We start from the raw sequence: 19,479 nt of genomic DNA, 5'->3' as shown, positions 1-19,479 counted from the left end.
AGTTTCTATCACTCCCAGGCCTGCTCAGATTTCGCGGCGTCAAACTGCGGCGGCGGCTTGCGGAAACGTCCGGTCAGGTAGGCGAGATACACCAACCCCACGCCAGCCCATACCAGTCCCAGCGTCAGCGATGTCACCTCCAGGTTCACCCACAGTACAGCAACGGTGGCGGCGCCGACCATTGGCAATACCAGGTAGTGCAACTTTTCCTGCCAGGTATGCTTACGTCCTTCACGACGCCAGAAGTGGTTAAACACGGACAAATTAACGAACGTAAAGGCCACCAGCGCGCCAAAGTTAATCAACGCCGTGGCGGTTACCAGGTCAAAAAACAGGGCCGAGAGTGCCACAATCCCGACCATAATGACGTTCAGCGCGGGTGTACGCCATTTCGGATGGACATAGCCGAAGTACTTCTCTGGGAAGACGTTATCGCGGCCCATCACGTACAGCAGACGCGAAACGCTGGCATGGGACGCCAGACCTGACGCCAACGTATTCACAAAGGTCGTACACAAGAAAATAGACTGGAACAGTTTGCCGCCGACGTACAGCGCAATCTCCGGCAGCGCCGCGTCCGGGTCTTTAAATCGGCTAATATCTGGAAAAAACAGCTGCATAAAGAACGAGGCAGCAATGAAGATCAGTCCACCGTAAAGCGCGGTAAGGAAAATTGCTTTTGGAATGGTACGCGCGGCATCCGGTGTCTCTTCAGAGAGCGTGGTTACCGCATCAAAACCGAGAAACGAGAAGCAGACGATGGTCGCCCCGGTGATAATCGGGATCAAATGCGCATTCTGGCTGATAAACGGTTGCAGCGACCAGACGGTCCCAACCCCTTCGCCTTTGTGCAGCCCCTGCACCACGAGAACAATGAACACCACGATTATCGCGACCTGCACCAGTACAAACAGCGCATTGAAGTTCGCCACCAAATTAACGCTTTTCAAATTGGCCGCGGTGAGGATCGCTACAAACATCACTACCCAAATCCATGGCGCAACGCCCGGGAACAGCGCGGAAAGGTAAATTTTCGCCAGCAGGACGTTAATCATCGGCAGGAACAGGTAATCAAGCAGTGACGACCAGCCGACCATAAACCCCACATGCGGGTTGATCGCTTTTTGCGCATAGGTGTAGGCCGAACCGGCTTGTGGGAACTGGCGTACCAGCTTTCCGTAACTGATGGCGGTAAACAGCACGCCCGCCAGGGCCAGCAGATAGGAGGCCGGAACATGGCCATTGCTGATTCCCGAAACAATACCAAAGGTGTCAAATACCGTCATCGGTGTGAGATAGGCCAGCCCCATCACCACCACCTGCCACAGCTTGAGGGATTTACGCAACTGTGCTTTGCCCGGCTGGGCCGCGAGATCTACAGAAGAATTAGTCGACATAGCTTTCCTCCCCGCCACGGGCCCAGATCTGCGTTCGAAACGTGGGTACTGCAGACCTGGGTCGTGTCGGGGTGGAAAGCCAAAAGAAAGGCGTCAATGTTGCACGGCACAGATGCGGTCCGTACTTACTGCGGGAGCCATGGATGCTCACGCGGGGCGGGTTTTTAAACATTGGCATCATCACATTTCCTCGTCACAAACTCTGTCGGTTATCTGAAGACCCGTTGTCGCAAGCCGCTCCATTACGCGACATCCGGGAAATGGCAGGTGATCCTGCAATATTGACGGGCTGGCTCCGCTCAGACCGCATGATGCGACTTCTTTTTTTCAATGACTAAATAATGCGACAGGCCCGACAAACATTCCGCCGCCGGGCCACTTTCCTGTCAGGCGTTTTTCAGCATCCACTCAATTTCAGTGTCGGTAATCAGGCGTTCAAACTGGATCAGTTCATCGTGTTTACAGGCGTGATACACATGGCTAAAACGCTCCCCGAGCAACTCACGCAGACTGTCATTTTGCATGAACTCCCACAGCGCATCGCTCTGGCGGATCGGGAACGGTAGCCCTTCCTGCTCCAGGCCGTTGCCTTCCACCTCTTCCTGCAACGGCAGCTCGTTATCCAGACCATGCAGGATCCCCGCCAGAATGGTCGACATCACCAGATACGGGTTGGCGTCAGCCCCCGCCACGCGATATTCAACCCGATGGTTATCACGATCGCCGCAGGGAATGCGCAGCGCCACCGTACGGTTGTTGTGCCCCCAGGAAGCCTGGGTCGGAACATACATCCCCGGCTGGAAGCGGCGATAAGAGTTCACATTCGGCGCCAGCAGCGCCATTGACGCAGGCATCAGATCAATCATCCCGGCAAGCGCACGTTTAAGTAACGCGGAATCATCGCCATTCGCATCGGCTAACACGTTCTCGCCTTTATTATTCATAATGCTGATGTGGATATGCATTCCGCTACCGGCATGCTCCTCATAAGGTTTTGCCATAAACGTGGCATGCATCTTATGTTTCTCCGCCACCAGCCGTACCAGGCGTTTCAGCGCCAGCGCGTCGTCGCAGGCGTCGAGTACGTTATCGGTATGGTAGAGGTTGATTTCAAACTGCCCAGGGGAGGCTTCAGCCACCGCGCCGTCAGCCGGGATCAGCTGCAAACGGGCCAGTTCATCGATATCGTTCAGCACATCAGCAAAGTGGTTCAGGTTATCAACCGAGTAAACCTGACTTTGCGTATTCCGATCGTCCGTTCCCGGCGCGCACGGCGGCTGCAGATAACCTTCGGGATCGCGCTTACGATCGAGTAAATAGAACTCCAGCTCTACCGCTACGACGGGGAACAGACCGCGCTGGCGAAGTTTCTGCCAGAGTCGGTTAAGTACGTTCCGCGGCTCAACGTCAAAGGGAGCGCCATCTTCATCCAGCATCGTCAGCATCATCTGCGCAATACATTCCGGATCGGCGGCCGAAGGTGTTAACGTGCCAGGCACCGGGACACAGGTCCGATCCGGTTCGCCAAGCTCCTGGCCTAATCCCGCCTCTTCGACCACATTGCCAAGAATATCCATCGCGAAAACGGATGCCGGGAAATAGCAGCCTTTCTCTAACTTGTGTAACCCTGCAACGGGAATGCGTTTACCACGAAAGCAACCATTCAGGTCGGTTAACAGCACATCCACGAACTGCGTGTTGGGATAGCGCTCCAGATACTGCTTAACTTCACGCGCAAACGCGCTACTTCGTCTCTCTTCAGAATGCTGAACAAAATTCTCAACTTCTACGATATTGGTTTCCATGATTCACCGCCGTTGGCCTGTAAGCTGTTCTGTGATTTGACTGTTAAATATAATGTCCACTCTTCGACTCTGGATGCAAACAAATTGTTTGTCAAATGTTAAATTAAGTTTGCTAGAAGGTTATTCCACTGCTAGATTGAGAAAATAATGAACGGAATGGCATAACAAGGAACCGTTTGGCAATAATTTATTCCAAAACGTGAGGTCGATCATGGGCAATATATTTGACAAGCCAGTTATTGGTGTAGTGATGTGTAGGAACAGGCTTAAGGGTCACGAGACCCAGACTCTGCAAGAAAAGTACCTGAATGCAGTATTGAACGCCGGTGGATTACCGATAGCGATTCCCCATGCGCTTGCGGAACCCGAATTACTGAACGCGCTGTTACCGAAACTGGATGGTATCTTCCTGCCAGGAAGCCCAAGCAATGTGCAGCCGCACCTCTATGGTGAAAATGGCGATGAGTCTGACGCCGATCCCGGGCGTGATCTTCTGAGCATGGCGCTAATTACCGCCGGGCTCGAAAGGCGCATTCCCATTTTCGCCATCTGCCGGGGCTTACAGGAATTAGTTGTCGCCACTGGCGGGACTCTGTATCGTCGCCTGTGCGATCACTCACAGTTCCTGGAACATCGTGAAGATGCGGAACTCCCGGTGGAGCAGCAATATGCGCCATCTCATGAAGTCCAGGTTCAACAGGGAGGATTGCTATCTCAGCTAATACCAGGTTGCAGCACGTTTTGGGTTAACTCCTTGCATGGTCAGGGCGCAAAAACCCTTGGCCCGCAACTGCGCGTGGAAGCACGCTCGCAGGATGGATTAGTGGAAGCAGCCAGCGTTCACGACCATCCTTTCGCGCTTGGTGTGCAGTGGCACCCGGAATGGAACAGTAGCGAATACGCCCTGTCGCGTTTGTTACTTGAAGGTTTTATCACCGCTTGTCAGAACCACCTCGCTGAAAAACAGCGACTCTGACCACTACAGTTAAGGAAATGCAATTATGAGCGATGACGGCCTGGCGCCGGGTAAACGTTTGTCAGAGATCCGCCAGCAATTGGGTCTTTCACAGCGTCGTGCCGCCGAACTGTCTGGGTTAACGCATAGCGCCATCAGCACCATAGAGCAGGATAAAGTCAGTCCTGCCATCAGTACGCTGCAAAAGCTATTGAAAGTTTATGGGCTGTCGCTCTCCGAGTTCTTCGCGGAACCGGAAAAGCCTGACGAACCGCAGGTGGTTATCAATCAAGATGATTTGATTGAGATCGGGAGTCAGGGAGTATCCATGAAGCTGGTACACAACGGAAATCCGAATCGTACGCTGGCCATGATGTTTGAAACCTATCAGCCAGGTACGACAACCGGGGAGAGAATTAAACACCAGGGTGAAGAGATTGGGACAATACTAGAAGGTGAAGTGATACTGACCATCAACGGTCAAACGTATCATCTTGTTGCAGGACAAAGTTATGCCATTAACACCGGTATACCACATAGCTTCAGCAACACCTCGGCAGGGATCTGCCGCATCATCAGTGCCCACACTCCTACCACTTTCTAATAAGTAGCGGCCTGAGTTTCTCAGGCCTTCTTAAATAACGCGCATTAACAGGGTACATCCCTGGGGCATCGTGCAGCCTGATTTTGCCTGAAAAGATCAGCAACGAACTTTATCTTATTGATATAAAAGGAGTAGCTATGAACTTTCAGAATCTTAAATATTGGCGTGAAAAAGCCAGCCATTATTCGCCGGAGACCCGTTTATTTATTAACGGCGAATATTGCGCAGCCGCCGATAACGAAACCTTTATTACGCAGGATCCGGCAGGACAACGTCCGCTCGCCAAAGTCGCCCGCGGCAAAAAAGCGGATGTAGACCGCGCGGTCACCGCAGCCCGCACCGTGTTTGAACGCGGAGACTGGTCGCAAGCATCACCCGCAGAGCGCAAGGCAGTCCTGCACAAGTTCGCCGATTTAATGGAGCAGCATCACGAGGAGCTGGCGCTACTGGAAACGCTCGACACCGGTAAACCGATTCGCCATAGCCTGCGTGATGATATTCCAGGCGCGGCACGCGCCATCCGTTGGTACGCCGAAGCAATAGATAAAGTCTATGGCGAAGTGGCCACCACCTCGGTGAGCGATCTGGCGCTGATTGTGCGCGAGCCGGTGGGCGTCATTGCGGCCATCGTGCCGTGGAATTTTCCCCTGCTGCTGGCCTGCTGGAAACTTGGCCCGGCACTGGCTGCAGGCAACAGCGTGATCCTCAAACCTTCAGAAAAATCACCGCTAACCGCCATTCGCCTTGCTGCGTTGGCAAAAAAAGCAGGTTTGCCCGATGGTGTTCTCAGCGTGGTGAGCGGATATGGCCACGAAGCGGGCCAGGCGTTGTCGCAGCATCCGGATGTTGATGTGATCACCTTTACCGGCTCGACCCGCACCGGCAAGCAACTGCTCAAAGACGCTGGCGACAGCAATATGAAACGCGTCTGGCTGGAGGCCGGTGGTAAAAGTGCCAACATCGTTTTTGCCGACTGCCCGGATCTGCCGAAAGCCGCCGCCAATGCTGCAGCAGGCATCTTCTATAACCAGGGTCAGGTCTGTATCGCCGGTACGCGTCTGTTACTGGAAGAGAGTATTGCCGACGAGTTCATCGCCCTGCTGAAAGAGCAGGCGAAAAACTGGCAGCCGGGCAACCCGCTGGATCCGGAAACCACGATGGGCACGCTTATCGACAACGCGCATGCCGACACCGTGCATGGTTTTATTCGCGACGGTGAAGCGCAAGGCACGCTGGCGCTGGATGGTCGCAGCCATGTACACCCAGCGGCTATCGGCCCGACTATTTTTGTCGATACAGCCCCGCAAGCCCACGTCAGCCGCGATGAGATTTTCGGCCCGGTACTGGTCGTCACCCGTTTTAGCAGCGAAGCCGAAGCCCTGGCGCTGGCCAACGACAGTGACTACGGCCTGGGGGCCGCGGTCTGGACCCGCGATCTGTCGCGCGCCCACCGCATGAGCCGTCGCCTGAAGGCCGGTTCGGTCTTCATTAATAACTACAACGACGGTGATATGACTGTGCCGTTCGGCGGTTATAAGCAAAGCGGCAACGGGCGCGATAAGTCCCTGCATGCACTGGAAAAATTTAGCGAACTGAAAACCATTTGGATCTCCCTGGAGCCTTAATCATGACTGAACATACCAGCAGTTATTACGCCGCAAGCGCCAATCAGTACGAACCGTTTCCCACCCTTAGCGAGTCGGTTAGCTGTGATGTTTGCGTCGTGGGCGGTGGATATACCGGTCTCTCCTCCGCCCTGCACTTAGCGGAGATGGGTTACGACGTAGTGCTACTGGAATCCGCACGTATTGGCTTCGGGGCCAGCGGACGTAACGGCGGTCAGTTGGTGAACTCCTACAGTCGCGATATCGACGTCATCGAGCGCACCTACGGTCCGGACACCGCCAAAATGCTTGGCAGCATGATGTTTGAAGGCGGTAATATCATCCGCGAACGTATCAAGCGTTATCAGATCGAATGCGACTATCGCCCCGGCGGACTGTTTGTGGCGCTGAACCACAAGCAGATGGAAACGCTGGAGGAGCAGAAGTCGAACTGGGAACGCTACGGCAACACGCAGCTTGAACTGTTAGACAGCAGCGAAATTCGTCGCGAAGTCAGCAGCGATCGTTATGTCGGCGCGCTGCTCGACCACAGCGGTGGTCATATTCATCCGCTGAACCTGGCGATTGGCGAAGCTAACGCCATTCGTCTGAACGGCGGGCGCGTCTTCGAACAGTCGCCGGTCACCCGTATCCAGCACACCAGCCCGGCGGTGGTCAGCACCGAAAAAGGTCAGGTTACGGCCCGCTTTGTGATCGTCGCGGGCAACGCCTACCTCGGCGACAAACTGGAGCCTGCGCTGGCAAAAAGCAGCATGCCATGCGGCACACAGGTGTTAACCACCGAACCGTTGTCTGCGGAGATGGCACGCTCGCTGATTCCAAAAAACTACTGTGTAGAAGATTGTAACTATTTGCTGGATTACTACCGTCTGACCGGCGATAACCGCCTGTTGTACGGCGGCGGCGTGGTCTACGGCGCCCGCGATCCGGACGATATTGAACGTCTGGTAATGCCGAAACTGCTGAAAACCTTCCCGCAATTGCAGGGGGTAAAAATTGATTACCGCTGGACCGGTAATTTCCTGTTAACGCTATCTCGCATGCCGCAGTTCGGCCGTCTTGATACCAACATTTACTATATGCAGGGCTACAGCGGCCACGGCGTGACCTGTACCCACCTGGCAGGACGTCTGATTTCTGAACTGCTGCGCGGGGATGCCGAGCGCTTTGACGCTTTCGCCAAACTGCCGCACTACCCGTTCCCGGGGGGGCGCAGCCTGCGCATTCCGTTTACCGCCATGGGGGCGGCATATTACAGCTTACGCGATCGCCTTGGGGTTTAAGTTCTTCCGCAATAAACCCGACGCACAGGGCGGTCTCCCCTGTGCGTTTTTTTATTCCCGGACAGTGAAAAACAGGTAACGGGCACGAAAATATCGCAATAGGACATAACCCTACACTTTGCATTGTTTCTCCCTGCTGATCGGATAGGCTTTTTTAGATTATCGCTGGCGACGTGGCCAGAACTCAACGGGGGAAGAAACGCGTGTTATGAATACGAATAACGAGGAGACCTTTTATCAGGCGATGCGCCGCAAAGGGGTGAGTCGACGCAGTTTTCTCAAATATTGCAGCCTCGCAGCAACATCGCTTGGGCTGGGAGCCGCAATGACGCCCAGAATAGCCTGGGCGCTGGAAAACAAACCCCGGATCCCGGTCGTCTGGATCCACGGGCTGGAATGCACCTGTTGCACCGAATCATTTATCCGCTCCTCTCACCCACTCGCCAAAGACGTCATCCTCTCCCTGATTTCTCTTGATTACGACGACACCCTGATGGCCGCCGCCGGAACGCAGGCCGAAGAGGTATTTGAAGACATTCTGAGCCGCTACCACGGCCGATACATTCTGGCCGTCGAGGGCAATCCTCCGCTGGGTGAACAAGGAATGTTCTGCATTAGCGGCGGGCGACCGTTTATTGAAAAGCTAAAAAGAGCCGCGGCAGGCGCCAGCGCGATTATCGCCTGGGGAACCTGTGCCTCCTGGGGCTGCGTGCAGGCCGCCCGGCCTAATCCAACCCAGGCAACGCCGATCGATAAGGTGATCACCGATAAGCCAATCGTGAAAGTGCCCGGCTGCCCGCCGATTCCGGATGTCATGAGCGCCATCATTACCTATATGGTGACGTTTGATCGTCTGCCTGAACTCGATCGTCTGGGGCGTCCGCTGATGTTCTATGGTCAGCGTATTCACGACAAATGCTACCGCCGCGCCCACTTTGACGCCGGGGAGTTCGTTGAGAGTTGGGACGATGACGCTGCCCGAAAAGGCTATTGCCTGTACAAAATGGGCTGCAAAGGGCCTACCACTTATAACGCCTGCTCCACCACCCGCTGGAATGGCGGCGTTTCTTTCCCCATCCAGTCCGGTCATGGGTGTCTGGGATGTTCAGAGAACGGCTTCTGGGATCGCGGTTCGTTCTACAGCCGCGTGGTCGATATCCCGCAGATGGGGACGCATTCAACCGCCGATACCGTGGGCCTCACCGCGCTTGGCGTGGTGGCCGCCAGCGTCGGTGTCCACGCAGTCGCCAGCGCCGTCAATCAACATAACCGCCACAAACAGCAATTAGCCGACGCCGGACAACAGTCGCCAGACAATGAGGATAAACAGGCATGAGCAATTCGTATCAAACCCAGGGATATACGGTCAATAATGCCGGCCGGCGCCTGGTTGTCGACCCCATTACGCGCATTGAAGGCCATATGCGTTGTGAGGTGAACATTGATGAGCAGAACATCATCACCAACGCAGTGTCCTGCGGCACCATGTTCCGTGGACTGGAAATTATTCTGCAAGGGCGCGACCCGCGCGATGCCTGGGCGTTTGTCGAACGAATTTGCGGGGTGTGCACTGGCGTACATGCGCTCGCATCGGTCTATGCCATTGAAGATGCCATTGGCATCAAGGTGCCCGATAACGCCAACATCATTCGCAATATTATGCTGGCGACGCTGTGGTGCCACGACCACCTGGTCCACTTTTACCAGCTAGCCGGAATGGACTGGATTGACGTTCTGAATGCCCTGAAAGCCGACCCGCGCGCAACCTCGCAGTTGGCACAAAGCCTTTCTGCCTGGCCTATGTCCTCCCCGGGCTACTTCTTTGACGTACAAAACCGCCTGAAGAAATTTGTCGACGGCGGTCAGTTGGGGATTTTCCGCAACGGTTATTGGGGACATCCGCAGTACAAACTGTCGCCAGAGGCTAACCTAATGGGCTTTGCCCATTATCTGGAAGCGCTCGATTTTCAGCGCGAGATTATCAAAATCCATACGGTGTTTGGCGGCAAGAATCCGCATCCTAACTGGATTGTCGGCGGCATGCCATGCGCTATCAATATCGATCAGAGCGGCGCGGTTGGTGCGGTCGATATGGAACGCCTTAACCTGGTACAGTCGATCATCACCCGCACCGCCGACTTCATCAACAACGTCATGGTTCCTGACGCGCTGGCTATCGGCCAGTTCAACAAACCCTGGAGCCAGATTGGCACCGGGCTGTCTGATAAGTGCGTCTTAAGCTACGGCGCGTTCCCGGATATTGCCAACGACTTCAGCGCGAAGAGCCTGTTAATGCCTGGCGGCGCGGTCATTAACGGTGATTTTAACAACGTCATGCCGGTGGTTCTGGCCGATCAGCAGCAAATTCAGGAGTTTGTCGATCATGCCTGGTACCGTTATCCGGACGATCAATTAGGTCGTCACCCGTTCGAGGGGATTACTGAACCCTGGTACAACCCCGGCGATGTCAAAGGCAGCGATACCGATATCCAGCAGCTCAACGAACAGGAACGCTACTCGTGGATTAAAGCCCCGCGCTGGCGCGGACACGCCATGGAAGTTGGACCGTTGGCGCGTACGCTGATTGCCTATCACAAAGGGGATGCCGCCACGATTGAATCCGTCGATCGCATGATGTCCGCACTCAAACTGCCGCTGTCGGGTATGCAGTCGACGCTGGGGCGTATTTTATGCCGCGCGCACGAGGCGCAGTGGGCCGTGAGCAAGCTGCAATATTTCTTCGATAAGCTGATGACCAATCTGAAAAACGGCAATCTGGCTACGGCGAATACCGAAAAATGGGAGCCTACAAGCTGGCCGCAGCAGTGCCGTGGGATCGGTTTTACCGAGGCGCCGCGCGGAGCACTCGGTCACTGGGCGTCGATTCGCGACCAGAAAATCGACGTGTATCAGTGCGTAGTGCCGACCACCTGGAATGCCAGCCCGCGCGATCCGAAGGGGCAAATTGGCGCCTACGAGGCGGCGTTGATGGGCACCCAAATGGCGATACCGGATCAACCGCTGGAGATCCTGCGCACCTTGCACAGCTTCGACCCATGCCTGGCATGTTCAACCCACGTCCTCGGCGACGACGGCAACGAACTTATCGCAGTCCAGGTTCGCTAAGCGTTAAGGAACGGAACGATGACTGGAAAGATATCCCCACGCGTCGGGGAGGCGCGTGATACCGCCGTCAGCCACTATGTGTTTGAAGCACCCGTACGCTTGTGGCACTGGCTGACAGTGGGCTGCATGTTGGTTTTGATGGTAACCGGATACTTCATTGGCCGACCACTGCCGTCGGTCAACGGCGAAGCCACTTACCTGTTCTACATGGGCGACATCCGGTTAGTGCATTTCGCCGCAGCCATGGTGTTTACGGTGATACTGTTGGGTCGCATTTACTGGGCCTTCGTCGGCAATCGCTATTCACGCGAGCTGTTTATCGTGCCTGTCTGGCGTCGCAGTTGGTGGCAGGGTGCCTTTTCGGTGGTGCGCTGGTATCTGTTTCTGGAAAAAAAACCGGGAGAAGATATCGGCCATAACCCCGTCGCGCAGGCGGCGATGTTCGGTTATTTCCTGCTCTCAGTTTTTATGATCCTCACCGGTTTTGCCTTATACAGCGAGCATAGCCAGTACGCCATTTTTACCCCCTTCCGCTATGTGACGGAGTTTTTCTACTGGACCGGCGGTAACTCTCTCGATATCCACAGCTGGCATCGGTTGGGGATGTGGTTCATCGCCGCCTTCATCATCGGTCATGTGTATATGGCTATCCGCGAGGACATCATGTCTGACAATACCGTCATCTCAACCATGATCAACGGCTACCGTAGCCACAAATTTGCCAAACGCCAGCATGATAAGGAGGCGTCATGAGCGAACCTAACGTCATCGTGATGGGCTTAGGCAACCTGCTGTGGGCAGATGAAGGATTTGGCATTCGCGTTGCCGAACGCCTGTACGCCCACTATCACTGGCCGGAATGGGTAGAGATTGTCGACGGCGGCACGCAAGGGCTGAATCTGCTGGGCTACGTTGAGCAGGCCAGCCATTTGTTGCTGCTGGACGCTATCGACTACGGACTCGCGCCAGGCACTTTGCAATCCTACGCCGGTGAACAAGTCCCCAGTTACCTCAGCGCCAAAAAAATGAGTCTGCATCAGAACAGCTTCTCCGAAGTGCTTGCTCTGGCGGAGATTCGCGGTCATCTGCCCGCCCACATCGCCCTCGTAGGACTACAGCCGGTGCAGCTGGACGACTATGGCGGCAGCCTGACCGACATTGCGCGCGCTCAGCTCCCGGCGGCAGAACAAGCCGCGCTAACGCAACTGGCCGCGTGGGGCATCGCGCCACAGACAATCGATGAAACGCGTTGCCTGAACTATGAATGCCTGTCGCTGGAAAACTATGAAGGCGTGCGTATTCGCCAGTATCGTGTAACGCTGGAGAGATAAGCAACATGTTGAATGACAAACCATTTTCTGCGCTATGGCAACGCATGCTGGCGCGCGGCTGGCAACCGCTGACCGCATCTGAACTGGATGACTGGGTAACGCGTGTGCGTGATGGCGTGGTGCTGCTCAGTAGCGATCCCCGCCGCACGCCAGAAGTCAGCGATAACCCGGTAATGATTGCCGAGTTGCTCCGCGAGTTTCCCCAGTTTGACTGGCAAATCGCTATGGCGGATCTCGAGCACAGCGAGGCTATCGGCGATCGTTTTGGCGTATTCCGCTTCCCGGCCACGCTGGTATTTATCCACGGCGAGCTGCGCGGCATTCTCAGCGGCATCCATCCGTGGGCCGACCTGCTCAACCTGATGCGCCCCCTCGTTGAAGAACGCATCCCCCGGAGCCTGCAAGATGAGTGATACCTTTTTTCATCTGCTGGGGCCGGGAACCCAGCCGGGCGATGATAGCTTCAGCATGAATCCCTTGCCCCTCACCTGCCAGGTCAACAGCAGCCCCAGCATGGCGAGGCTGGAAAACTGTCCGCACAGCCCGGCGGTGATGGCATTGTTAGCCGACGTGCGCCACCAGCTTAGCCAGAAAATCCCCGTAAAACAGGACGTGCTGGGATGGGATTTATCCACGCTCAACGCAGACGACCTCACGTTTTTGAATACGCTGCTCGGCGAAGGCGAAGTTTCCGTGCGTATCCAGCAGGCTGACGGCAGGGCGAGTGAGATTCAGGAGTCTATTTTCTGCGGAATCTGGCGGGTGCGTTGCCAGAATGACTTGGGTCAATGGGAGGAGCATCTGGAGGCAGGCAGTGCGCCACGGGCGCTTTGGCAGGCAGCAACAATCACGACGCTGCCAGACGATAGCCTGTTGCCTCCGCCCGTCGATGGGTTGATGAATGGCCTGACGCTGGCTCAGGAACTGCTGGCGCACGTGCGCGATCCGGCCACGCAACCTCATAGCATTAACCTCACCCAACTCCCGGTTAGCGATGCGGATCGCCAGTTCCTCTCCCGCCTGTGTGGCGAAGGACGCATTCAGATCCGCACCATCGGCTACGGCGAGAGCCAAATCGACGCCACGGCGCTGCGCCATGTCTGGCATGTGCGCTGTCTGGATACCCTGAAAGGGCTTCTGCTCGAGAGTTATGAGATCTGTCCATTACCGGAACTGGTACTGGCTGCTCCGGAGGATCTGCTCGACTCGCTCCAGCGTCTGGATGAAGTCTGTAGCTGGCTGGCATCCGGCCCGCCAGCCTGATCCCCTTCTCCCGACCCGCATACTTTTCTGCTGCGGGTCTGGCGTTTTCTTCCTTATCTATTCACTCTCTAATGCCTGATGGAGTTCGCATGTGGGACGTCATTGACTTATCGCGCTGGCAGTTTGCGCTGACCGCGCTGTACCATTTTCTGTTTGTTCCCCTGACGCTGGGGCTGATTTTTTTGCTGGCCATCATGGAAACCCTGTTCGTGGTGACGGGCAAAACAGTCTACCGCGACATGACGCGTTTCTGGGGAAAGTTATTCGGTATTAACTTTGCGCTCGGTGTGGCGACCGGCCTGACCATGGAGTTTCAGTTCGGGACTAACTGGTCGCTCTATTCCAACTATGTGGGCGATATTTTCGGTGCTCCGCTGGCGATGGAAGCCTTGATGGCTTTCTTTCTTGAATCCACATTCGTGGGGCTGTTCTTCTTCGGCTGGCAGCGCTTAAACAAGTACCAGCATTTACTGGTGACCTGGCTGGTAGCGTTTGGCTCCAATATGTCGGCCCTGTGGATCCTCAACGCCAACGGCTGGATGCAATATCCAACGGGCGCTCACTTTAATATTGATACCCTGCGCATGGAGATGAGCAGCTTTAGCGAGCTGGTTTTTAACCCCATCAGCCAGGTGAAATTTGTGCATACCGTGATGTCCGGTTATGTCACAGGCGCCATGTTTGTGATGTCCATCAGCGCCTGGTATCTGCTGCGTGGTCGCGCTCGCGAGTTCGCCCTGCGCTCCTTCGCGGTAGGTTCCGTCTTTGGCACACTGGCTATCCTCGGCACTGTGCAACTGGGAGATAGCTCAGCCTATGAGGTCGCCCAACGCCAGCCGGTAAAACTGGCGGCAATGGAAGGGGAATGGCAAACCGAACCGGCACCTGCGCCCTTTCATGTGATAGCCTGGCCGCAGCAGGAGCAAGAGCGTAACGCCTTTTCCGTGAAGATACCGGCCCTGCTGGGTATCCTGGCGACTCACTCTTTAGATACGCCAGTTCCGGGGCTGAAGAACCTGATGGCAGACGCGCTACCCCGCCTGCAGCGGGGCCGGGAAGCATGGTTGCTGATGCAGGAAATCGCCAAAGGTAACCGCACGCCTCAGCTACTGCACGCTTTTCACGCCGTGGAAAAAGATCTGGGTTACGGCATCCTGTTGGCCAACTACGCCCCTGACATGAACCATGTCACGCCAGCGCAATATCAGGCCGCACAACGCGGCGCTATTCCGCAAGTCGCCCCCGTGTTCTGGAGCTTTCGCATCATGATTGGGTGCGGTTCCCTTCTGCTGCTGGTGATGGCGATTGCGCTGATACAGACTTTACGCTGGCGTATCGACCAGCATCGCTGGGTACTGCACATAACGCTGTGGAGCCTACCGCTACCGTGGATTGCCATTGAAGCAGGCTGGTTTATGACGGAGTTTGGCCGTCAGCCGTGGGCGATTCAGGATATTTTGCCGACCTGGTACGCCCACTCTGCGCTGAGCGCGGGCCAACTGGCCTTCTCCATGGGGCTAATCCTCACGCTTTACACCCTGTTTTTAATTGCCGAAGTCTACCTGATGCAAAAATACGCGCGTCTTGGTCCAGATGCGATGCAACGTCAACAACCGGCACAACAACAGGAATAAAGGAGAGCATCATGTTGGATTATGAAACGTTGCGGCTCATTTGGTGGCTGCTGATTGGCATTATTCTGGTGGCCTTTATGGTCACTGACGGGTTTGATATGGGGGTCGGCTGCCTGTTACCGCTGATCGCGCGCAACGATGATGAACGTCGGGTGTTAATCAATAGCGTAGGGGCGCACTGGGAGGGTAACCAGGTGTGGCTCATTCTGGCGGGCGGTGCATTATTCGCAGCCTGGCCGCGCGTCTATGCTGCCGCATTTTCGGGGTTTTATGTGGCGATGATTCTGGTGCTGTGCGCCCTTTTCTTTCGTCCGTTGGCCTTTGATTATCGCGGTAAAATAGCGAATGCACGCTGGCGCGCCATGTGGGACACCGGGTTGGTTATCGGCAGCCTGGTGCCACCGGTTATCTTCGGCGTCGCCTTCGGCAATCTGTTCCAGGGGGTGCCTTTTGTGTTCACACCACAATTACATGTGCAATACCTGGGCACTTTCTGGGAATTGCTCTCTCCTTTTGCCCTACTGTGCGGCGCATTAAGCCTGATGTTGGTCATTATGCAGGGGGGCGTTTGGCTCCAGTTGAAAACCGACGGCATTCTTCACCTGCGCGCGCTGTCTGCCACCCGACGCAGCGCGATGTTAGTGGTGCTCTGCTTCCTGTTAGCCGGGTACTGGCTGTGGACAGGGATCGACGGCTATGTGCTGCTTAGCCAGGATCCTAATGGACCGTCCAACCCGCTATTAAAGGCAGTAACGACCGCACCGGGCGCGTGGATGGCGCACTTTGAAAATTCACCACTATTGTTGGTTATTCCGCTGTTGGGCATGATTTTTCCAATGCTCGCGATCTATGCCTGCGGGCAACGTCGGGCCGTGTGGGGATTTCTGTTTGCTTCATTGACCCAGACCTGTGTGATCTTCACCGCTGGAATCACCCTGTTTCCATTTGTGATGCCATCCAGCGCATATCCACTCTCTAGCCTGACGGTGTGGGACAGTACCTCCAGCCAGATGACGCTCAATATCATGCTGGTTATTGTGTTGATTTTCCTACCGATAGTTCTGCTTTATACCTTGTGGAGTTATTACAAGATGCTGGGACGAATCAACGTAGAAACCATCCGCCGCCACAACCACGAACTTTATTAGGGAGGACTGTACGATGTGGTATCTGTTTTGGTTTGTCGGCATTCTGCTGATGTGCACGCTCTCCACGCTGGCGCTGGTCTGGCTTGAGTCACGGCAGAAATAGCCCTGCGCATGCGTTACGCTTCCAGGCTCCCCTGTTTATTCGGGGAGTCTTTATTCGTTCACACAAAAGCAGCATGGCTGTACCCAACCCCTGGTTAGCACCAAGCTTATCTATAAACGGCAGTGTGGTGCTGCAATGGAAGGGTTCGAAGAGCCGAAAGTGTAGTGGTCAACTAAAACTGGCCACCGCTTTAGAGTTTTTCCAGTATCGGCTTTCCGATTCGTTTGGGGGTACCCCTCCGTTATAGCCATGCGGCCTTAGTGCGCTGTAATACCCGACGATATAGTCTGTGATCGCATGAGCAGCTTCGCTAAAGTTTATATAGCCTGTCACCGGCACCCACTCGCTTTTCAGACTCCTGAAGAAGCGTTCCATCGGACTGTTATCCCAACAGTTTCCGCGTCGGCTCATACTCTGCCTGATCCAGTAACGCCACAGTAACTGCCGGAACTGCCTGCTTGTATAGTGGCTGCCCTGGTCACCGTGGAACATCACTCCGACTGGTTTACCGCGAGTTTCCCACGCCATTTCCAGCGCTTTGAGGGGATAGGCATTGCCTCTGGCAATATCACTACAGGGCGCGCAACGCCCCCCTTTTCATTACGCTTGTTTCTTTTCGTTCCAGGCGTCAGAGTGAATAATGTTACCGTCTTTATACAGATGGGTGATTTTCTCATAGCTCAAGGAAACTTCTTCCATGTGTCCTGTACCCGTCACCGTTCTGGTATCGTGCATAACAGGGTTATGGCTCACCACCTTCACATTTTCCAACGTGATCGTGTAGTAGATTTCCTCTTGTCCACTCTAGTTAATTCGGTAGAAATTGAATTCAGCGCTTTTAAGCGTCTGCCCTGTAGCTACGGCTTTGAAAAGGTACGGCGATGAACTGTCAATCTCTTTGGTGAAGTTAAAAGAGCAATGTTGACGTGAGCCAGTAACTTTACCAGTGAGGGGATCGGTAGGGATGATTACACCGTGCTGTAAACTGCGTAGTTCAATGCTTCCATCACGTCCATGAACATCACACGATCCCATAATTTGCGATCCGCCATCATCTTTCAAAATCAGGTGTACCGGTACAGCCATTTTTAACGCTCCTTGTAATTAGTCGTATAGCCATTTCCCAGCTTTAGCTGACTCGATCAGCATACCGATAGTGAAATCTGGAACAGGTACGGGTTCCGTTTTCTTAAACGGATTCCATGAAAACGGGAGATTGGGGAAGTAGGTTTCTATCTGGAAGTTGCAGCGCTCAACATTGAGTTTCTCGAAAAACTCGTTCATGAGATCTTCAACTTCAAGCTCATCAATGCCCAAATCAGTATCAAGATCGGTTTCTGGCGTTAGCTCCACCTGCTTATGGTTAAACAGATACGTGCCAGCATAAGGCCGCACAAGCTCATAAACGCGCTGTTCGATACTGATTACCATAATTTATCGTCCCCCCGCGCTATAGTGTTGTAATCGCGTATGGTGCCGTAGGTGATTTGCGACACATCAGAAGCAAGGATGATTTGACCAATCAGAGGAATTGACCGCCCGACGAACGGCGCAATGTTACGAACCATAACACGGCGAGCCGTCCACGGAGTGTAACCCCCTAACCAGGTAGGAAGCGAGATACCAAAGGGGAATTTGCTCTTCCTAAATACCGCTCGTGCAGCCTTTGAAGCGTAAGAAGTTCCTTTCGTCGCATTGGCAAATTTGCCCCTCGTACCTAAATTGTTTCTTCCTGATACGAGGGCAACCACAGCGCCGAAATCAGCCACGCCGATCCCAAATTGGCTGGCGGTATTCTCGCAAAAAAATCATAAACAGAAGTTGGGCAGCATTTAGATTAGACTTGCCAGCATAGAAGTATGTTCCGTTTAGCTCTTCTACTGTATCCATCAGTAACCCTTTAGTTTTCATAGGTATTGATCGTTAATCGTACACCTACGCAATCGGGCTGGGGAAAGTTTTTTGCCGGGAAAAGTCTAATTTTGGCATGGCAAATCAAATGTATTTGTTCGCCTCATGTACAGGCAAACAGTGAAATTTGCAGGAACGACGCTACAGCGCCACCTGTTACCGCCAAACCTTAGAAGAGCAGTAGATCAGCAAGTGGCAGGGGCCGCCAACCACCAAGAAGCCAGCCCCCGCCGTATCCAACAAACCCAACGGAGAGTCAGAGATGCCGAATCAGCACATTATGGCGTTAGCGCTCGCGCTGTGCAACGCAAGCAACGGTAGAACCGTCCGAATCCCTGCCATGACAGGAAGCCAGCTACACCTGTTAATGATGTGGCTACAGGCTTTGAGGGGATGATTTGAGGGGGGCGCAATGCCCCGTTATGTTATTGTGTCTTTTGTTCTTCTTTCTTTGGTTTCATCCATGCATCATCGTATTTAATATTCTCCTTGACGTAGTTCCATTCAATCCCACGAAAACCAAGCCCCACCACCTCGTGCATGTTTGGAGTTGTACTACCAGGATAATAAACATGTGAGAAATCAACTGATGAAATAACAACGCTTTCCAGAGTAATATTATAAACCTCAATTTCTATCCCAGCGTCCATTATTTCATAATATTTAATTACTGCTTTCTGTAAGCGTCTACCTTCACATACGGCAATTGCAAGATAAGGACTCACTTTATCTAATTGCTTATGGATGGTTACAGGATCATGCTGCCGTGTTCCGTCATACTTCCGGTACAGCTATCTATGCGCTGTCTCACACCGTAGCTACTGTTCATCACTTCAATAGCACCCTCACGGCCTAACGCCATACAATCACCTACAATTTGCATCCCGTTTTCATCATACAGAAATAAATAAGCTGGTAATGACATTCCGATCCCCTTATTTGATTAACTTCCCAGTGTTGTCAATAAAAAACTCGTGAACGTATTTCTTATCATTCAGCCCATAATTGATCACATAGGTGTGATTATTCTGCCACTTAACATCTATGCAGTTATCAGGATAATAAGAATTTAACTTATTATAACCAGAGCTAACCACTGTTTGTATTTTACCGTCTTCGCTTGTATCAACAGTGTAATAATTCAGAACATCGTTCTTATCTGCACTGAAACAAAGGTGCTCACCATTAATTACCGTAGCTCGTGGGTGTGGTGCAGGATTACCGCCAGGGCAACCGCAAAGAAGGAAAATTACAGGTAGAATAATTAATCTCTTCATGCTGGAAATCCTTTCAT

General features: G+C 53.9%; 19 protein-coding genes and 3 pseudogenes. 13 read left to right on the top strand and 9 right to left on the bottom strand.

What is annotated here, in order from left to right:
- Positions 1-8 precede the first annotated feature (8 nt).
- Positions 9-1,397 (bottom strand): APC family permease, encoded by a 1,389-nt coding sequence (locus tag GPJ68_RS05270; protein ID WP_016151916.1) that lies wholly within the window; start codon positions 1,395-1,397, stop codon positions 9-11.
- A 386-nt stretch (positions 1,398-1,783) separates the two neighbouring features.
- On the bottom strand, positions 1,784-3,202 hold the full coding sequence (locus tag GPJ68_RS05265; protein WP_046276299.1) for a glutamine synthetase family protein: 1,419 nt from the start codon (positions 3,200-3,202) through the stop codon (positions 1,784-1,786).
- A 211-nt stretch (positions 3,203-3,413) separates the two neighbouring features.
- On the opposite strand from GPJ68_RS05265, the gene puuD reads away from it, so the two are divergent.
- The 13 genes from puuD to cbdX all read left to right on the top strand — a co-directional run bounded on the left by puuD (position 3,414) and on the right by cbdX (position 16,274).
- Positions 3,414-4,178, top strand: a complete 765-nt coding sequence (puuD, locus tag GPJ68_RS05260) for a gamma-glutamyl-gamma-aminobutyrate hydrolase (RefSeq protein WP_016151914.1) — start codon at positions 3,414-3,416, stop codon at positions 4,176-4,178.
- A gap of 25 nt (positions 4,179-4,203) precedes the next feature.
- A complete protein-coding gene (gene puuR, locus GPJ68_RS05255; RefSeq protein WP_016151913.1) occupies positions 4,204-4,761 on the top strand; it encodes an HTH-type transcriptional regulator PuuR in 558 nt (185 codons plus the stop codon).
- 137 nt (positions 4,762-4,898) lie between these two features.
- Complete coding sequence (gene puuC / locus GPJ68_RS05250) at positions 4,899-6,386, top strand: aldehyde dehydrogenase PuuC (RefSeq protein ID WP_046276298.1); 1,488 nt, start codon at positions 4,899-4,901, stop codon at positions 6,384-6,386.
- Positions 6,387-6,388: 2 nt separating this feature from the next.
- Positions 6,389-7,669 (top strand): FAD-binding oxidoreductase, encoded by a 1,281-nt coding sequence (locus tag GPJ68_RS05245; RefSeq protein WP_172860629.1) that lies wholly within the window; start codon positions 6,389-6,391, stop codon positions 7,667-7,669.
- A 208-nt stretch (positions 7,670-7,877) separates the two neighbouring features.
- Complete coding sequence (hyaA, locus tag GPJ68_RS05240; protein WP_046276297.1) at positions 7,878-9,005, top strand: hydrogenase 1 small subunit; 1,128 nt, start codon at positions 7,878-7,880, stop codon at positions 9,003-9,005.
- A complete protein-coding gene (gene hyaB / locus GPJ68_RS05235) occupies positions 9,002-10,795 on the top strand; it encodes a Ni/Fe-hydrogenase large subunit (RefSeq protein WP_172860628.1) in 1,794 nt (597 codons plus the stop codon). The genes hyaA and hyaB overlap by 4 nt, the downstream gene beginning before the upstream one ends.
- Before the next feature lie 18 nt (positions 10,796-10,813).
- Positions 10,814-11,548: a Ni/Fe-hydrogenase b-type cytochrome subunit gene (gene hyaC, locus GPJ68_RS05230; protein ID WP_172860626.1), complete on the top strand. Its 735-nt coding sequence runs from the start codon at positions 10,814-10,816 to the stop codon at positions 11,546-11,548.
- Positions 11,545-12,126 (top strand): hydrogenase 1 maturation protease, encoded by a 582-nt coding sequence (hyaD, locus tag GPJ68_RS05225; protein ID WP_016151907.1) that lies wholly within the window; start codon positions 11,545-11,547, stop codon positions 12,124-12,126. Before hyaC ends, hyaD begins: the two co-directional genes overlap by 4 nt.
- A gap of 5 nt (positions 12,127-12,131) precedes the next feature.
- Positions 12,132-12,539, top strand: coding sequence for a hydrogenase-1 operon protein HyaE (gene hyaE, locus GPJ68_RS05220; RefSeq protein WP_016151906.1), 408 nt, complete (start codon positions 12,132-12,134; stop codon positions 12,537-12,539).
- Positions 12,532-13,389 (top strand): hydrogenase expression/formation protein, encoded by an 858-nt coding sequence (locus GPJ68_RS05215; RefSeq protein ID WP_016155779.1) that lies wholly within the window; start codon positions 12,532-12,534, stop codon positions 13,387-13,389. The genes hyaE and GPJ68_RS05215 overlap by 8 nt, the downstream gene beginning before the upstream one ends.
- Before the next feature lie 89 nt (positions 13,390-13,478).
- Complete coding sequence (appC, locus tag GPJ68_RS05210) at positions 13,479-15,023, top strand: cytochrome bd-II oxidase subunit 1 (RefSeq protein ID WP_180837160.1); 1,545 nt, start codon at positions 13,479-13,481, stop codon at positions 15,021-15,023.
- Positions 15,024-15,034: 11 nt separating this feature from the next.
- The gene (gene appB / locus GPJ68_RS05205) at positions 15,035-16,171 is read left to right on the top strand and encodes a cytochrome d ubiquinol oxidase subunit II (RefSeq protein ID WP_109017861.1); all 1,137 of its coding nucleotides are present in this window, start codon (positions 15,035-15,037) and stop codon (positions 16,169-16,171) included.
- Positions 16,172-16,184: 13 nt separating this feature from the next.
- Complete coding sequence (gene cbdX / locus GPJ68_RS05200; RefSeq protein WP_016151902.1) at positions 16,185-16,274, top strand: cytochrome bd-II oxidase subunit CbdX; 90 nt, start codon at positions 16,185-16,187, stop codon at positions 16,272-16,274.
- A 168-nt stretch (positions 16,275-16,442) separates the two neighbouring features.
- On the opposite strand, the pseudogene GPJ68_RS05195 reads toward cbdX, so the two are convergent.
- From GPJ68_RS05195 to GPJ68_RS05170, 7 genes and pseudogenes are all read right to left on the bottom strand, one after another.
- Positions 16,443-16,814: pseudogene (locus GPJ68_RS05195) on the bottom strand (DDE-type integrase/transposase/recombinase); the annotation flags it as partial.
- Positions 16,815-16,874: 60 nt separating this feature from the next.
- A pseudogene (locus GPJ68_RS05190) lies at positions 16,875-17,360 on the bottom strand (Hcp family type VI secretion system effector).
- Between the two features lie 18 nt (positions 17,361-17,378).
- Entirely contained in the window at positions 17,379-17,705 is a 327-nt protein-coding gene (locus tag GPJ68_RS05185; RefSeq protein ID WP_131380737.1) for a DUF1493 family protein, read from the bottom strand.
- Positions 17,699-18,164: pseudogene (locus GPJ68_RS05180) on the bottom strand (STM2901 family protein). The gene GPJ68_RS05185 and the pseudogene GPJ68_RS05180 overlap by 7 nt, the downstream one beginning before the upstream one ends.
- A 446-nt stretch (positions 18,165-18,610) precedes the next feature.
- A complete protein-coding gene (locus GPJ68_RS25085; protein WP_255489462.1) occupies positions 18,611-18,910 on the bottom strand; it encodes a type VI secretion system tube protein Hcp in 300 nt (99 codons plus the stop codon).
- Positions 18,911-18,933: 23 nt separating this feature from the next.
- Positions 18,934-19,110 (bottom strand): type VI secretion system tube protein Hcp, encoded by a 177-nt coding sequence (locus GPJ68_RS25080; protein ID WP_249144148.1) that lies wholly within the window; start codon positions 19,108-19,110, stop codon positions 18,934-18,936.
- Between the two features lie 10 nt (positions 19,111-19,120).
- Positions 19,121-19,462: a putative T6SS immunity periplasmic lipoprotein gene (locus tag GPJ68_RS05170; RefSeq protein ID WP_172860624.1), complete on the bottom strand. Its 342-nt coding sequence runs from the start codon at positions 19,460-19,462 to the stop codon at positions 19,121-19,123.
- Between the last annotated feature and the right edge of the window lie 17 nt (positions 19,463-19,479).

The organism is Citrobacter sp. 172116965 (assembly GCF_013458095.1).
GTDB lineage: Bacteria > Pseudomonadota > Gammaproteobacteria > Enterobacterales > Enterobacteriaceae > Citrobacter > Citrobacter braakii.
This window is presented reverse-complemented; position numbering and strand designations above follow the sequence as displayed.

Bases quoted from the DNA above. Each gene is read 5' to 3' on its own strand.
- GPJ68_RS05270 (WP_016151916.1), bottom strand. From the start codon at position 1,397: ATGTCGACTAATTCTTCTGTAGATCTCGCGGCCCAGCCGGGCAAAGCA.
- GPJ68_RS05265 (WP_046276299.1), bottom strand. From the start codon at position 3,202: ATGGAAACCAATATCGTAGAAGTTGAGAATTTTGTTCAGCATTCTGAA.
- puuD (WP_016151914.1), top strand. From the start codon at position 3,414: ATGGGCAATATATTTGACAAGCCAGTTATTGGTGTAGTGATGTGTAGG.
- puuR (WP_016151913.1), top strand. From the start codon at position 4,204: ATGAGCGATGACGGCCTGGCGCCGGGTAAACGTTTGTCAGAGATCCGC.
- puuC (WP_046276298.1), top strand. From the start codon at position 4,899: ATGAACTTTCAGAATCTTAAATATTGGCGTGAAAAAGCCAGCCATTAT.
- GPJ68_RS05245 (WP_172860629.1), top strand. From the start codon at position 6,389: ATGACTGAACATACCAGCAGTTATTACGCCGCAAGCGCCAATCAGTAC.
- hyaA (WP_046276297.1), top strand. From the start codon at position 7,878: ATGAATACGAATAACGAGGAGACCTTTTATCAGGCGATGCGCCGCAAA.
- hyaB (WP_172860628.1), top strand. From the start codon at position 9,002: ATGAGCAATTCGTATCAAACCCAGGGATATACGGTCAATAATGCCGGC.
- hyaC (WP_172860626.1), top strand. From the start codon at position 10,814: ATGACTGGAAAGATATCCCCACGCGTCGGGGAGGCGCGTGATACCGCC.
- hyaD (WP_016151907.1), top strand. From the start codon at position 11,545: ATGAGCGAACCTAACGTCATCGTGATGGGCTTAGGCAACCTGCTGTGG.
- hyaE (WP_016151906.1), top strand. From the start codon at position 12,132: ATGTTGAATGACAAACCATTTTCTGCGCTATGGCAACGCATGCTGGCG.
- GPJ68_RS05215 (WP_016155779.1), top strand. From the start codon at position 12,532: ATGAGTGATACCTTTTTTCATCTGCTGGGGCCGGGAACCCAGCCGGGC.
- appC (WP_180837160.1), top strand. From the start codon at position 13,479: ATGTGGGACGTCATTGACTTATCGCGCTGGCAGTTTGCGCTGACCGCG.
- appB (WP_109017861.1), top strand. From the start codon at position 15,035: ATGTTGGATTATGAAACGTTGCGGCTCATTTGGTGGCTGCTGATTGGC.
- cbdX (WP_016151902.1), top strand. From the start codon at position 16,185: ATGTGGTATCTGTTTTGGTTTGTCGGCATTCTGCTGATGTGCACGCTC.
- GPJ68_RS05185 (WP_131380737.1), bottom strand. From the start codon at position 17,705: ATGGTAATCAGTATCGAACAGCGCGTTTATGAGCTTGTGCGGCCTTAT.
- GPJ68_RS25080 (WP_249144148.1), bottom strand. From the start codon at position 19,110: ATGTCATTACCAGCTTATTTATTTCTGTATGATGAAAACGGGATGCAA.
- GPJ68_RS05170 (WP_172860624.1), bottom strand. From the start codon at position 19,462: ATGAAGAGATTAATTATTCTACCTGTAATTTTCCTTCTTTGCGGTTGC.